At 61.0% G+C, this 15,167-nt stretch carries 13 protein-coding genes; 8 read left to right on the top strand and 5 right to left on the bottom strand.

What is annotated here, in order from left to right; genetic code table 11:
* Positions 1-324: 324 nt before the first annotated feature.
* Positions 325-1,410, top strand: coding sequence for an enoyl-CoA hydratase/isomerase family protein (locus CSZ94_RS25155; RefSeq protein WP_102124024.1), 1,086 nt, complete (start codon positions 325-327; stop codon positions 1,408-1,410).
* Here the strand turns inward: CSZ94_RS25155 and rapZ are convergent, their stop codons facing one another.
* The 5 genes from rapZ to ilvA all read right to left on the bottom strand — a co-directional run bounded on the left by rapZ (position 1,411) and on the right by ilvA (position 6,669).
* Positions 1,411-2,274 (bottom strand): RNase adapter RapZ, encoded by an 864-nt coding sequence (gene rapZ, locus CSZ94_RS25150; RefSeq protein WP_102124023.1) that lies wholly within the window; start codon positions 2,272-2,274, stop codon positions 1,411-1,413.
* Between the two features lie 136 nt (positions 2,275-2,410).
* On the bottom strand, positions 2,411-3,346 hold the full coding sequence (gene hprK / locus CSZ94_RS25145) for an HPr(Ser) kinase/phosphatase (protein WP_034753337.1): 936 nt from the start codon (positions 3,344-3,346) through the stop codon (positions 2,411-2,413).
* Positions 3,347-3,382: 36 nt separating this feature from the next.
* Positions 3,383-3,865 (bottom strand): PTS sugar transporter subunit IIA, encoded by a 483-nt coding sequence (locus CSZ94_RS25140; RefSeq protein WP_102124022.1) that lies wholly within the window; start codon positions 3,863-3,865, stop codon positions 3,383-3,385.
* 343 nt (positions 3,866-4,208) lie between these two features.
* A complete protein-coding gene (gene queF / locus CSZ94_RS25135) occupies positions 4,209-5,051 on the bottom strand; it encodes an NADPH-dependent 7-cyano-7-deazaguanine reductase QueF (RefSeq protein WP_102124021.1) in 843 nt (280 codons plus the stop codon).
* Positions 5,052-5,133: 82 nt separating this feature from the next.
* Positions 5,134-6,669, bottom strand: a complete 1,536-nt coding sequence (gene ilvA / locus CSZ94_RS25130) for a threonine ammonia-lyase, biosynthetic (protein WP_102124020.1) — start codon at positions 6,667-6,669, stop codon at positions 5,134-5,136.
* Between the two features lie 202 nt (positions 6,670-6,871).
* On the opposite strand from ilvA, the gene CSZ94_RS25125 reads away from it, so the two are divergent.
* From CSZ94_RS25125 to ubiE, 7 genes are all read left to right on the top strand, one after another.
* Positions 6,872-7,363, top strand: a complete 492-nt coding sequence (locus CSZ94_RS25125; protein WP_102124019.1) for a YqaA family protein — start codon at positions 6,872-6,874, stop codon at positions 7,361-7,363.
* Positions 7,364-7,633: 270 nt separating this feature from the next.
* Positions 7,634-11,674, top strand: coding sequence for a DUF3683 domain-containing protein (locus CSZ94_RS25120; protein ID WP_102124018.1), 4,041 nt, complete (start codon positions 7,634-7,636; stop codon positions 11,672-11,674).
* Positions 11,671-12,114: an HIT family protein gene (locus CSZ94_RS25115; protein WP_102124017.1), complete on the top strand. Its 444-nt coding sequence runs from the start codon at positions 11,671-11,673 to the stop codon at positions 12,112-12,114. The genes CSZ94_RS25120 and CSZ94_RS25115 overlap by 4 nt, the downstream gene beginning before the upstream one ends.
* Before the next feature lie 9 nt (positions 12,115-12,123).
* Positions 12,124-12,573 (top strand): gamma-butyrobetaine hydroxylase-like domain-containing protein, encoded by a 450-nt coding sequence (locus tag CSZ94_RS25110; RefSeq protein ID WP_102124016.1) that lies wholly within the window; start codon positions 12,124-12,126, stop codon positions 12,571-12,573.
* Between the two features lie 94 nt (positions 12,574-12,667).
* A complete protein-coding gene (locus tag CSZ94_RS25105; protein ID WP_102124015.1) occupies positions 12,668-13,012 on the top strand; it encodes a YciI family protein in 345 nt (114 codons plus the stop codon).
* A gap of 2 nt (positions 13,013-13,014) precedes the next feature.
* Positions 13,015-14,256, top strand: coding sequence for an RNA polymerase sigma factor (locus CSZ94_RS25100; RefSeq protein ID WP_102124014.1), 1,242 nt, complete (start codon positions 13,015-13,017; stop codon positions 14,254-14,256).
* Positions 14,257-14,285: 29 nt separating this feature from the next.
* Positions 14,286-15,020: a bifunctional demethylmenaquinone methyltransferase/2-methoxy-6-polyprenyl-1,4-benzoquinol methylase UbiE gene (ubiE, locus tag CSZ94_RS25095; protein WP_034753359.1), complete on the top strand. Its 735-nt coding sequence runs from the start codon at positions 14,286-14,288 to the stop codon at positions 15,018-15,020.
* The last annotated feature ends 147 nt before the right edge of the window (positions 15,021-15,167 follow it).

The raw sequence follows: 15,167 nt of genomic DNA, 5'->3' as shown, positions 1-15,167 counted from the left end.
ACATCGTCGGCTTTTACAACTGCAAGCGCATCAATTCAGCGTTGGGCAATCTGTCTCCCGCCGCCTATGAACGAAAAATGACAGCACGCGAACCTATCGCGGTGTCCGAAATTACTTGACCACAGCACTCCGCTTCTCAGCCACAAGTCACATCCGCTCGCTACGGTTTTTCCACGTGTTCTACGGCCTGCGACTTTCGACCGCTTGTGATCAACTAAGGGCGCACATTGCGCCCTTTTTTGCGCCCGTCAACCTGCCATCCGAACGCAATGTTCCCCGTGCAGGCGCTAGAATGTTCGCACTTTCACTCCTTTTCATTTTGCCATGAGCGACTTCGTCCAGACCTCCATCCGCAACCGCACGGGCCACATCGTGCTCGACCGCCCGAAAGCCTTGAATTCCCTGTCGCTGGAGATGGTGCGTGCCCTGAGCGCGGCCTTGCTGGCCTGGCGCGACGATCCGCAGGTGGACGCCGTCGTCATTCGCTCCAGCAGCGAAAAAGCCCTGTGCGCCGGCGGCGACATCCGTTTTTTTTACGATGCGGGCCTGGCCACGCCGCAAGGCGGCAGTGCCCAACTGGAAGATTTCTTTACGGAAGAATACGCCTTAAATCACGTGATTCATTTCTATCCGAAACCGTATATTGCCGTGATGGATGGGGTGGTCATGGGCGGCGGCATGGGCGTGGCGCAAGCCGGGCCTGGCAACCGCCTGCGCATCGTCACGGGCCGCACGCGCATGGCCATGCCGGAAGTCAATATTGGCTTGTTCCCCGACGTGGGCGGCAGTTACTTTCTTTCCCGCTTGGCGGGCCAGCTGGGTTTGTACCTGGGCTTGACAGGCCTGACGATCAACGCGGCCGATGCCTTGTACACGGGCCTGGCCGATGTGTACCTGCCCGTGGCGCAGATGGGGGCGCTGCTGGCCCTGTTCGAATCGACGCCGGGCGAGGCCTTGCCGGTCGCCATCAAGGCGCTGGCGGCGCCGTTCCACGCCGAGGCGGGCGCTTCTTCCCTGGCTACGGCGCGCGCGGCGCTGGACCATCACTTCAGCGCCCCTTCGTTGGCCGCCATCATGGCTTCGCTGGCGCAGGACGACAGCGCGTTCGCCGGCAAGGCGCTGGCGGCCATGCGCCTGCGTTCGCCGCTGATGATGTCGGTGACACTGGAATTGCTGCAGCGGAGCGCCCGTCTGGGCGTGGCCGATTGCCTGCGCATGGAGCGCACGGTGGTGCGCCACAATTTCGAGCATGGCGAATTGCTCGAGGGCGTGCGCGCGCTGGTGGTCGACAAGGACAATGCGCCGCGCTGGCAGCCCGCCAGCCTGGACGAGGTCGACGCAGCCATGGTGGCGCGCTTCTTTGCCCCCGTCTGGCCGGCGCAAGCGCATCCGCTGCGCCACCTCGACTAATTAAGTGCGCTCGCGGTGGCGCAGCACGACCTGTTCGTTCGGCCCGAAATACTGCGCCAGCCGTTCCGCCATGTACACGGAGCGGTGCTGGCCGCCCGTGCAGCCCAGCGCCACCGTCAGGTAGCTGCGGTTGTCGGACTTGAATGACGGCAACCATTTCTCGATGAAGGCGCGAATGTCGGCCAGCAGTTCCAGCGCGCTGGGCTGCGCGTCGAGGAAGGCGATCACGGGCGCGTCGCGTCCGTCGAGCGGGCGCAGCGCCAGATCGTAATAGGGATTGGGCAAGGCCCGCACGTCGAAGACGAAATCGGCGTCCAGCGGCACGCCCAGCTTGAAGGCGAACGATTCGAAGAACAGGGTCAGCGGGGCGCGTTCGGAGGCGACGATATCCTTGATCCAGGCGCGCAATTTGTTGGCGCTCAGTTCCGAGGTGTCGATCACATGGCCCAGCTGTTCGATGGCAGACAGGCGTTCGCGCTCTTCCGAGATGCATTCGATCAAGGTGCGGCGGCTGGCTGGATTCTGATTCGGACGCAATTCGTGCGACAGGGGATGGCTGCGCCGTGTTTCGGAGAACCGCGCCACCAGCGAATGCGTGGTCGCCGTCAAGAACATGACTTTGACGTCGTGCCCCTGATCGCGCAGCAGCGCCACATTGTGTGGCAGACTGGTCAGCGACTCGGCACTGCGCGCATCGACGGCGACGGCCAGTTGCGGCGTCCCTTCGTCGAGCAGCGTTTGCACCAAACTGGGCAGCAAGGCCGGTGGCAAGTTGTCGACACAATAGTAGCCGGTATCTTCCAGCACATTGAGCGCGACGGATTTACCGGAGCCGGATATTCCGGTGATAAGGACGATATGCATAGGCCGATCATACAATAAAGACCGGCACTGCGCTCCCGAGGCAATGATCTTTACAAATTATTGCAATTTTGACTGTAGTGTTGCTTATGCAAAATGCAGGTGCAGGGATCGTGTGCCGGCTTGGCGTTACGGCAGACTAGTCACCGCTCATTGCAAGTCTTTGTCTTTCCATGAACTCCTGCAAAGTGTCGATGCCGCGCAACTGCAGAATCGTGTTGCGCACGGCCGCTTCCAGCAGCACGGCGATGTTGCGGCCGGCGGCCACGGGGATGACGACTTTGCGCACGGGCAAGCCGAGCACGTCTTCCGTGGGGAACAGGAAGGGCAGGCGCTCGACTTCTTCTTCCAGCGCATTGCGGCGCACCAGGTGCACGATCAGTTTCAAGCGCATCTTGCGGCGCACGGCCGTTTCGCCAAAGATGGCCTTGATGTCGAGTAAACCCAGGCCGCGCACTTCCAGCAGGTTTTGCAGCAGGGGCGGGCAGCGGCCTTCGATCATGTTCGGCGCGATGCGCGAAAATTCCACGGCGTCATCGGCCACCAGGCCGTGGCTGCGCGAGATCAGTTCCAGGCCCAGCTCGCTCTTGCCCAGGCCGGAGTCGCCCGTGATCAGCACGCCGACGCCCAGCACGTCCATGAACACGCCATGCATGATGATGCGCTGCGCCAACTTTTTCGACAGGTAGACGCGCAGGAAGTCGATCACTTGCGCGGCAGGCAGCGGGGTGGAGAACAGGGGAATGTTTTGCTCGTCGCAGATGGCGAGGATGTCGGGCGGGGTTTCCAGCCCCTGCGCGATGATCAGCGCGGGCGGGCCGCCGGCGATCAGCTCGCCGATCACGTGGGTGCGCGTATTGACCTTCAGGCGCTGGTAGTAATTGATTTCCTGGTGGCCGAAGACCTGGATGCGGCCCGGATGGATCAGGTTCAAGTGGCCTACCTGGTCGGCGGCTGACGAGACATCGCCCGAGATCAGGCGTTCGCCGCCGGGGAAGCCGGCGAACCAGCCCAGTTGCAGACTTTCACGATTATCGTCGTACAGGCGTTGTATCGTCAGCGGCGTTTGCAACATGGCAGTCTTCTTCAGGAGTGGAGGAATACCTGAAGTTTAACCCGCCGCTTGCAGACTGGGTTGCCAATTGACGATGCGCGAATGCACGGATTTCGGCTCCAGATCCGTGGCCAGCGCCGTGCGGAAGGCATCGTCGGAAAACATTTCGGCGATTTCCGACAAAATTTCCAGATGTTGCTGGGTGACATGATCGGGAATCAGCAGGAAAAACAGCAGATTCACGGGCTTGCCATCGGGCGACTCGAAGGGAATCGGTTCGGCCAGGCGCACGAAGGCACCCAGTGGCGCTTTCAAGGTTTTGCTGCCCTTGACCCTGCCATGCGGCACGGCCACGCCATGGCCCAGACCTGTCGAGCCCAGGCGTTCGCGGGCAAACAGATTGTCCGACACGGTAGAGCGGGCGATGCCGTAATTGTTTTCGAAGATCAGGCCGGCTTGCTCGAAGGCACGCTTCTTACTGGAGACTTCCAGGTCCAGCAGGACGTTTTCGAGGGATAGTATTTTGCTAAGATTAGTCATGACACTCAATGAAATGGTGCAATGCGCAGAGGGCTTGCGAGCCGAATTATAGGCCTGTTTCCGCGGCCTGTAACCCCAATTCTCAACAGTATACGCCCGCTGCGGGCGCAGTAGGCGCTACAGCCCATGTCGCCATCGTTATGGCAAAAAACCAACACTGGAGTGTATCGGCTATTTCTTGATTAAAAACACGCAGCGCGCCGGTTTTTCCGCCGCCGAATGCCGATTTTCCGATTTTTCAGCGTCTTTGACATGCACTGGGGCACTACTGTAACGTTGTTTTAAAACACAGCCAACATTCCTGTTGGCATGGTTTTGTGGTGTTGCGTGGTGTTGCTTGGTATTACTGGCGTGCATTACGCAGGTTGCCCGGCAGCGCGCCCGTGCTGTAGTTGCTGCGCCAGGGATTGATATCGAGGCCACCGCGGCGCGTATAGCGCGCATACACGGACAGTTTTTGCGGCTTGCACTGGCGCAAGATATCGACAAAGATGCGCTCCACGCATTGCTCGTGGAATTCATTGTGTTCGCGAAAACCGATCAGGTAGCGCAGCAGGCTTTCCTGGTCGATCTGTGGCCCTGCATACGCGATCTGCACGCTGCCCCAGTCCGGCTGGCCCGTCACCAGGCAATTTGATTTGAGCAAGTGCGAGACGAGTTTTTCTTCCACCGGTGCTTCGTCCAGCGCTGCCTTCAAGAGTTGCGGCGAAGGCGAGTATTGCGTGATTTCCAGGTCCAGGCGGTCGAGCAGCACGCCATCGAATTCGCCCATTTTCAGCTTGCCGAAATCTTCCTGCAAGGTCAGTTCCACTTGCACGGGCGCGCCAAAGCCGTTCGACAAATCCTGCTTGAGCAGGGCCAGCAGCGCATCCGGGCTGTCCAGTTTGGTCTGGTTGAACGAGTTCAGGTACAGCTTGAACGATTTCGATTCGATGATGTTCGGCGAATCGGCCGGCGCGCTGACCTTGGCAATGGCCACTTGCGGCTTGCCGCGCTGGTTCAGCCACGACAGTTCGTAGGCATTCCAGATATCGAGGCCAAAGAACGGCAGTGTGCCGTGCAATTCCAGCTCATCGCGCTTGCCCTGGCGGGGAATCGGAAACAGCAATTCCGGCGCGTAATCGCTGCGGTAGGCGGAGCTTTTGCCCAGGGGCGACAGTTCGGCGAGGTCGTTGGTGGTGGTCATGGTCGTGTGGCGTGAATTCAGTCAAGCACGCATGGTAGCCTAATTCCCCCAACGGCGAGTAGCCGCCGTTGGGAGCTGACGCTTAACCTAAAAACAGCTTATACACAGGATTGCTGCTTTCATCCCAGTAACGGTAGCCCAGGGTGTCGAGGAAGCGGGCGAATTCCCCCATCTCGTCGGGTGGCACTTGCAGGCCGATCAGGATGCGGCCCACGTCGCCGCCCTGGCTGCGGTAATGGCACAGGGAAATATTCCAGTTTGGCGCCATGCTGTCGAGGAAGCGCATCAGCGCACCGGGGCGCTCGGGGAATTCAAAACGGTACAGCAGCTCATCCTGCGCCAGGCGGCTCTTGCCACCGACCAGATGGCGGATGTGCGACTTGGCCAGCTCGTCGTGCGTCAGGTCGAGCGTCTTGAATTCGTGTTCCTCGAAAGTCTTCGCCAGCACGCTCGATTCATGCCTGTCGGCAATTTGAATGCCGACGAACACGTGCGCGGCTTTCTCATCGCTGATGCGGTAATTAAATTCCGTCACGTTGCGCGCGCCGATGAGCGAGCAGAAACGCTTGAAGCTGCCCCGCTGTTCGCGCATGGTGACGGCAAACACGGCTTCGCGAAACTCGCCCAGATCGGCACGCTCGGCAACGAAGCGCAGGCGGTCGAAATTCATGTTGGCGCCGCAGGCGATGGTGACCAGCGTCTGGTTGACGATGGGGTGCTTGCTCAGGCTGGCCCGCTCCACGTAGGCTTTGGCGCCCGCGATGGCCAGTGCGCCGGCCGGTTCCAGGATCGAGCGCGTATCGGTAAACACATCCTTGATGGCGGCGCAGATGGCGTCCGTGTCGACGATGATGACTTCATCGACATATTGCTGCGCCAAACGGAAGGTTTCCTCGCCCACCAGGCGCACGGCCGTGCCGTCCGAAAACAGCCCCACATCGGGCAGGGTGACGCGTTCGCCCGCTTTCAGCGAGCGTGCCATGGCATCCGAATCGACTGTTTGCACGCCGATGATCTTGATGTCGGGGCGAATCTGTTTCACATACGCAGCCACGCCGGCGATCAGGCCGCCACCGCCGATGGCGACGAAGATGGCGTGGATGGGGCCGGAATGCTGGCGCAGAATCTCCATGCCGATCGTGCCCTGGCCGGCGATCACGTCCGGATCGTCGAACGGGTGCACGAAGGTCAGTTTCTGTTCTTTTTCCAGGGTCAGCGCGTGGTTATAGGCATCCGTGTAAGACTCGCCGTGCAGCACGATTTGCACATGCACGCCACCGCGCGCCTTGACGGCGTCGATCTTGACGGGCGGCGTGGTGGTGGGCATGACGATGACGGCGCGGCAGCCCATGCGCGCGGCCGACAGGGCCACGCCCTGGGCATGGTTGCCGGCCGAGGCGCAGATGACGCCGCGCTTGCGTTCCGCATCGCTGAGCTGGGCCATCTTGTTGTAGGCGCCGCGAATCTTGAAGCTGAACACGCTCTGCATGTCTTCGCGTTTGAAGTAAATCTGGTTGTTCAGGCGCTGCGACAGGGCAGGGGCCAGTTCCAACGGCGTTTCGGTGGCGACGTCATAGACGCGGGCGGTCAGGATTTTCTTGAGGTAGTCGATGTTCATAGTCTGCTAGCAAGTGATTCTGGGCCAGAAAGGGTCTGGAGCGTGTCGGTCGATAGCGGCGGCGCGGCGGCGGATAGCCTGGCGACAAATAATGCTCTGTGGAACTAGGGGCCGGTGAGCCCTGGCTGGTCGGCGCGGATTGTGCGGCGCGCAAGCTGCTCTTCATTATAATGGAGAGCCTTACTGCATCGCGAAGTGTTCCATGATCGAATCCGCAATCGCCTGGCTGCTGCAGCTGATCGCAGCGCCGGAAGTGGGGCTGACATCGGTCTTTCTGATCAGCTTTATTTCCGCCACCTTGTTGCCGCTCGGCTCGGAACCGGCCGTATTTGCCGTCATCAAGGCCAATCCCGCGCTGTTCTGGGCCGTCATCGGCGTCGCCACCCTGGGCAATACCCTGGGCGGCATCGTCGACTACTGGATGGGCTACCGTGCCAAGCAGGCATTTGCCAAGGAGCGCGACACGCGCTGGTTCCGCTGGCTGGCCCGCTATGGCGCCAAGACCATGCTGCTGGCCTGGCTGCCCGTCGTGGGCGACCCCCTGTGCACCTTGTCGGGCTGGCTCAAGCTGCCGTTCTGGCCCAGTGTGGCCTACATGGCCATCGGCAAGTGCGCGCGCTATCTGACCATGACGGGCTTGCTGTTGTACGTGCCCGATGGCGTATGGCACCGGATCGGACAAATGCTGGCGTGATGGCGATGCCGGATCATGTGTATTGCAACGCCAGTTTGCCCTATTTTTGGGCAGCTTGATAGTTTGTGGCTGAGTCCGATTCTTGGCATTTTTACGCCAAAAAATCATAAAAACTGATTTTTTATTCATGTAAAAGTAAGCTTTCCCATATTTGCTATGGTAGTGGGTGAGGTGCTTAAACCTTAGGCGGGCTAAGGCTGTTCCCGCATGGTGCGGCGCAATAAGATAAAATGATCCTTTAGGGTCCAGTCCACATCGTCACCACACTCCATGAACGCTCCCGCACAACTCCAAGCTTTACTGGCAGAAACGCCGAATGGTCCCGCAGCAAGCCGCCTGCGCGAAATCCCGTATAACTACACATCGTTTTCCGATCGCGAGATCGTCATACGCCTGTTGGGGGAGGACTCCTGGCGCCTGCTCGACGAGCTGCGCGGCGCCCGCCAGACGGGCCGTTCGGCCCGCATGCTGTACGAGGTGCTGGGCGATATCTGGGTGGTGCGCCGCAACCCCTACCTGCAGGATGACTTGCTCGACAATCCGAAGCGCCGCCAGGGCTTGATCGATGCCTTGCATCACCGCCTGGCCGAAGTCGACAAGCGCCGCCTGGGCATCGATGCGGCCGGCGACGATGTCGCGGTCAGTGGCGAAGCGCCGGAAGCGGCCAAGGCGCGCAGCGCCAACGTGGAACTGTTGCTGAAAGCGGCCAGCAAGGCCGTGGCCGACTTCGGCGACGAATTCCGCAAAACCTATGACTTGCGCAAGCGCACGGTCAAGGTGCTGGGCCGCTACACGGAAAAACACAATGTGCGCTTCGACGGCATGACGCGCGTGTCGCACGTGACGGACGCCACCGACTGGCGCGTCGAATACCCGTTCGTCGTCCTGACGCCCGATACGGAAGACGAAATGGCTGGCCTGGTGAAAGGCTGCATCGAGCTGGGACTGACCATCATCCCGCGCGGCGGCGGCACGGGCTACACGGGCGGCGCGATTCCCCTGACGCCGATGTCGGCCGTTATCAACACGGAAAAACTGATTACCCTGGGCGCCGTGGAAATGACGGTCTTGCCGGGCCTCACGCATGAATACGCGACGATCAATTCGGGCGCGGGCGTGATCACGAACAAGGTATCGGAAGCGGCAGAAAAGGCCGGCTTCGTGTTCGCCGTCGACCCGACCTCGGCGCACGCTTCTTGCATCGGCGGCAATGTCGCCATGAATGCGGGCGGCAAGAAGGCCGTGCTGTGGGGCACGGCGCTGGACAACCTGGCTTCGTGGCGCATGGTCGACCCGAACGGCGACTGGCTCGATGTCACGCGCCTCGACCATAACCTGGGCAAGATCCACGATATCGCACTGGCACGTTTCCAGCTGGAATGGCGTCACCCAAGCACGCGCGACGCGACGAAACCGAACGCGCCGTTCAAGACGGAAATCCTGGAAATTCCTGGCCGCAAGTTCCGTAAAGAGGGCCTGGGCAAGGACGTGACGGATAAATTCCTCGCCGGCTTGCCGGGCATCCAGAAAGAAGGTTGCGACGGTCTCATCACCTCGGCGCGCTGGATCTTGCACAAGATGCCGAAATTCGCCCGCACCGTCTGCCTGGAATTCTTTGGCCAGGCGCGCGATGCGATCCCGTCGATCGTGGAAATCAAGGATTACCTCGATGGCTTGCCGGCCAAGGGCGAGCAATACACGAGCATTCGCCTGGCGGGCCTGGAACATCTGGACGAGCGCTATCTGCGCGCCGTCGGCTACGCCACCAAGTCGAAACGGGGCGTGCTGCCGAAGATGGCCCTGTTTGGCGACATCGTCGGCGACGATGAAAATGCCGTCGCGCAAGCGGCGTCGGAAGTGGTGCGCATCGCCAACACCCGCGTGGGTGAAGGCTTTGTTGCCGTCAGCCCGGAAGCGCGCAAAAAGTTCTGGCTCGATCGCGCCCGCACGGCGGCGATCGCCAAGCACACCAACGCGTTCAAGATCAATGAAGACGTGGTGATTCCCCTGAATCGCATGGGCGAATACACGGATGGTATCGAGCGCATCAATATCGAGCTGTCGATCAAGAATAAATTGCAGCTGGCCGATGCCCTGAGTGAATTCTTTTTCAAGGGTAACTTGCCAATTGGCAAGAGCGACGATGCGTCGGACGACCGGGTCGACGACGCGGAAATGCTGGGCGACCGCGCCGAGCAGGCGCAGCAGTTGCTGGCGCAAGTCACGGCACGCTGGACCTATCTGCTGGCCCAGCTGGACCGTCCGCTGGCGGACGTGAAGGGCGAGTTGGCCGAGCTGGGCATGGAGCGTTTGCTGCCCGTGTTCGATGCACGCCTGGAAACGCAGCCGACCGCCACCCTGTTCGACGTGGTGCAGGACCGCACCGTGCGCATTACCTGGAAGCAAGAGATTCGCGCGCAGCTGCGCCAGATCTTCAATGGCGCCGCCTTCAAATTGATACTCGACGAGGCGACGGCCATCCATGCGCGCATCTTGCGTAGCCGCGTGTTTGTCGCGCTGCACATGCATGCGGGTGACGGCAACGTGCACACGAACTTGCCCGTCAACTCGGACAACTACGACATGCTGCAAGATGCCCACGCCGCCGTGGGCCGCATCATGATACTGGCCCGCTCGCTGAATGGCGTCATTTCCGGCGAACACGGTATCGGCATCACCAAGCTGGAATTTTTGACGGAAGAAGAAATCGGCGAGTTCCGCAGCTATAAGCAGCGCATCGACCCGGAAGGCCGTTTCAATAAAGGCAAATTGCTGAACTTGCCGGGACTGGGCGCCGACTTGCGCAATGCTTACACGCCATCGTTCGGCCTGATGGGTCACGAATCGCTGATCATGCAGCAAAGCGATATCGGCGCCATCGCCGACAGCGTCAAGGATTGCTTGCGCTGCGGTAAGTGCAAACCCGTGTGCGCGACCCACGTGCCGCGCGCCAACTTGCTGTACTCGCCACGCGACAAGATATTGGCGACGTCCTCGCTGATCGAAGCCTTCCTGTACGAAGAGCAGACGCGGCGCGGTATTTCCATCAAGCATTGGGAAGAGTTCGAGGACGTGGCCGACCACTGCACGGTCTGCCATAAATGCGTCACGCCCTGTCCGGTCAACATCGACTTCGGCGACGTGTCGATGAATATGCGCAATTTGCTGCGCAAGATGGACAAGAAGAGCTTCAATCCGGGCACCAAGGCGACGATGCTGTTCCTCAACGCCACCGATCCCGTGACCATCAACGCCACGCGCAAGGTCATGATCGACTGGGGCTACAAGGCGCAGCGCCTGGGCCACGATTTATTGAAGAAATTTGCCAAGAAGCAGACCAAGGCGCCGCCGCCATCGACAGGCAAACCACCGGTCAAGGCGCAGGTGATCCATTTCATCAATAAAAAGATGCCGGGCAACCTGCCGAAGAAAACGGCGCGCGCGCTGCTCGACATCGAAGACGACAAGGTGATCCCGATCATCCGCAATCCGAAGACGACCACGGCCGATACGGAAGCCGTGTTTTACTTCCCCGGTTGCGGTTCGGAACGGCTGTTCTCGCAAGTGGGCCTGGCCACGCAAGCGATGCTGTGGGAAGTGGGCGTGCAAACGGTCTTGCCGCCGGGCTACCTGTGCTGCGGTTATCCGCAACGGGGCGCCGGCGAGTTCGACAAGGCCGAGAAAATGATGACGGATAACCGCGTCCTGTTCCACCGCATGGCCAACACGCTCAATTACCTGGACATCAAGACGGTGCTCGTCTCGTGCGGCACCTGTTATGACCAGCTGGCCACCTACCAGTTTGAAAAGATTTTCCCCGGCTGCCGCATCATGGATATCCATGAGTATTTACTGGAGAAAAACGTCAAGCTGGAAGGCGTCAATGGCACGCGCTATATGTATCACGAGCCATGCCACAACCCGATGAAGCTGCAGGAATCGGGCAAGACCATCAATTCCCTGATCAGCACGGTGGATAACGTGAAGATCGAGAAGAATGACCGTTGCTGCGGCGAATCGGGTTCGCTGGCCGTCACGCGCCCGGACATTTCCACGCAAGTGCGTTTCCGCAAGGAAGAAGAGATGGTCAAGGGCGCTGACAAGCTGCGCGGCGACGGTTTCACGGGCGAAGTGAAAATCCTCACCAGCTGCCCGTCGTGCTTGCAAGGCTTGAAGCGCTACAATGACGATTCGGGCACGACGGCCGACTACATCGTCGTCGAGATCGCCAAACACTTGCTGGGAGAGAACTGGATGCCCGATTACGTGAAACGCGCCAATGACGGCGGCATCGAACGGGTGCTCGTGTGACCTGCGATCTGTGTCAGTTGCTCGATGGCTTTGCCAACAAGCAGGGCTGTGAGGCCTTGCTGTGGCGCAGCGAACGCTTGTGCGTGGTGGCCGTCGACGACCCTGCATATCCTGGTTTTTGCCGCGTGATCTGGAACAAGCACGTGAAGGAAATGACGGATCTCACGCCCGGCGAGCGCAACTATGTCATGGAAGTCGTGTGGCAAGTCGAGTTGGCCGTGCGTGAAGTCATGCAGCCGGAAAAGGTCAATCTGGCCAGTTTCGGCAACATGACGCCGCATGTGCACTGGCACGTGATTCCCCGCTACCGCGACGATGCGCACTTCCCGAACCCCAGCTGGGCGGTGATTCAGCGCGAGACGGCGCCCGCCGTGCTGGCCGCGCGCCGCGCCCTGTTGCCGGCACTGCGCGACGCCATCATTCAACGTTTATCCGCATAAAGTATTGTCATGACTGAAAAAACAGCAACACCCCAACCGACCGGCTTGACCGTGCACAACCAGTCGCGCGTGCTCGACGTGGCGTTCGACGATGGCAGCACATTTGCGTTGCCGTTTGAGTACCTGCGCGTGTATTCAACGTCGGCCGAAGTGCAGGGCCATGGCAAGGGCCAGGAAACCTTGCAGTTAGGAAAGCGCCTGGTGGGCATCACGGGCCTGGAACCGGTCGGCAACTACGCCGTGCAGCCGACCTTTAGCGATGGCCACAATTCCGGCCTGTACACCTGGGCTTATCTGTACAAGCTGGGCACCCAACAAGCGACCCTGTGGCAGGATTACCTGGACCGCCTGGCGGCGGCCGGCTACCCCGGCGACAGCGGCCGCGACGCCAAGGCGGACATGACGGTCAAGCAATCTTCCGGCCACGTGCATGGCCCTAGCTGCGGCCACAAGCATTAATCAGAAATAATGCGGTAATCTTGTCGGATTGCCGCCGCCCCGTTCGTCGTATGAATGCCCGCGCTTGCGGGCATTTTTTCTTTTGGAGGAGACTATGGAATACCTGATCCTGATCTACGCCGACGAGGCGCGCTATGCCGCCATGGAAGAGGGCCAGATGGCCAGCCTGATGGCCGACTTTGCCAGCTATACGCAAGCGCTGGAGGCGGCTGGCGTGCTGCGCGGCGGGGCCGAGCTGGCGCCCGTGGGCAGCGCCACCAGCGTGCGTGTGCAAAATGGCAAGCCCGTCATCACGGATGGGCCGTTCGCGGAAACCAAGGAGCAGCTGGGCGGCTACTACCTGCTAGCCTGCGCCCACCTGGACGAGGCGCTGGCCTGGGCTGCGCGTTGTCCGGTAGCCTCCCTGGGCACCATCGAAGTGCGGCCCGTTACGGCTTGAGCATGGCCGGCGACGCCCTGTCTGCCGTCGAGCACGTCTTTCGCCAGGAGCGGGGCAGGGTGCTGGCCGGCCTGATGCGGCGTTTCGGCGACCTGGGCCTGGCGGAAGATGTGTTGCAGGAAGCGTGCCGCAAGGCGCTGGAACTGTGGCCGCGCACGGGCATACCCGATAATCCCGCCGCCTGGCTCAGTTCTGCGGCGCGCAACGCAGGCCTCGATCACGTGCGCCGCGCGGGCAAGAGCATCATCGAGGCCGAGGCTGTGCTGTCGAGTCTGCCGGCCGCCATGGACGAGGACGCGCACGCCATCGAGGACGACCGTTTGCGCCTGCTGTTCATCTGCTGCCATCCCGCGCTGGCGCCCGAGGCGCAGGTGGCGCTGGCCCTGCGCACCCTGTGTGGCTTGTCCACGGCCGAGATCGCGCACGCCTTCGGCCTGGCCGAAGCGGCCTTGTCGCAGCGGCTATTGCGCGCCAAACGCAAGATCGCCGAAGCGCGCATTCCCTTCGAGTTGCCGCCGGCGCTAGACTGGCCGCAACGGCTGGCGCAAGTGCTGCATGTCATCTATCTGGTGTTCAGCGAAGGCTATTGCGCCAGCTGCGGCGATAGCCTGCTGCGCGCGGACCTGTGCGCGGAAGCGCTGCGCCTGGGGCGGCTGCTCGACGCCTTGCTGCCGGGCCAGCCAGAAGTGCAGGGGCTATTGGCCTTGCTGCTGCTGCAGGCGTCGCGCGGCCCGGCCCGCCTCTCGTCCGAAGGCCAGTTGCTGACCCTGGAAGAACAGGACCGGTGCCTGTGGCAGCGTGACTTGATCGCCGAGGGACTGGCCATGCTGGCGCTGGCCTTGCCGGCGCGTTCTCCGGGGCCATATCAGTTGCAGGCGGCCATTGCCGCCTTGCACGCCACGGCGGCTGTGGCCAGCCAGACGGACTGGCGCCAGATCAGCGCTCTGTATGGCGCCTTGCTGCGGCACAAGCCGGAACCGCTGGTCTTGCTCAATGCGGTGATTGCCTGTGCCATGGCGCATGGTGCCGCACACGGCCTGGCGTGGCTGGAGCGGCTGGAAACCGTGCCCAGCCTGGCGCAATCGCATTATCTGCATGCGGCCAGGGCCGACTTGCTGCGCCGCCAGGGCGACCGGCCGGCGGCGCTGGCGGCGTATGCCCGGGCGGCAATGCTGGCTTCGAATGCAGTGGAAAGGCAATACCTTCTCCGGCGTCAGGGGGAAATGCGCCTGCCGCTTGTATAATGCATGCAAGTTCAAACAGACTGCCTACTATGACCAATACGACCCATTTCGGATACAAAACAGTTGCAGAAGACGACAAAGTGCGCGAAGTCGCCAAGGTGTTCCATTCCGTCGCTGCCAAATACGACGTGATGAACGACTTGATGTCGGGCGGACTGCACCGTCTTTGGAAGACGTTTACGATTGCCAACGCGGGCGTGCGCCCCGGCTTCAAGGTGCTCGACATCGCCGGCGGCACGGGCGACCTGTCGAAGGCGTTTGCCAAGCAGGCGGGCCCCACCGGCGAAGTCTGGTTGACCGATATCAATGAATCGATGTTGCGCGTGGGCCGCGACCGCCTCTTGAATCGCGGCTTGCTCACCCCTACCTTGTTGTGTGATGCGGAGAAACTGCCCTTTCCCGATAACTATTTTGACCGTGTCAGCGTGGCCTTTGGCCTGCGCAACATGACGCACAAGGATGTGGCGCTGGCGGAAATGCGCCGCGTGCTGAAACCGGGCGGCAAGCTGCTGGTGCTGGAATTTTCCAAGGTGGCCGCACCGCTGCAAAAGCCGTATGACCTGTATTCGTTCTCGGTCTTGCCGTGGTTCGGACAGAAAATCGCCGGCGACGCGGAAAGCTATCGCTACCTGGCAGAGTCGATCCGCATGCACCCGGACCAGGAAACGTTGAAGACCATGATGGAAACTGCGGGCCTGGAGCGCGTGCAGTACTACAATTTGACGGCAGGCATTGCCGCTTTGCATACCGGCATCAAGATGTAATGCATCAACGTTGGTGATTTGTAACTGTTCAGCCGGGGGCTGGCTGAATCGGGTTTCCAGCGAAGGCGCGTTGCAAGACGGCGAGCATGCCATGGCCTTGTTTCCGTAGCGTGTCGAGGCAGGAGCGAATAACGCAGAAGTTTTGCG

Origin of the sequence: Janthinobacterium sp. ROICE36 (genome assembly GCF_002869965.1) — a bacterium.
Taxonomy (GTDB): domain Bacteria; phylum Pseudomonadota; class Gammaproteobacteria; order Burkholderiales; family Burkholderiaceae_D; genus Janthinobacterium.
This window is presented reverse-complemented; position numbering and strand designations above follow the sequence as displayed.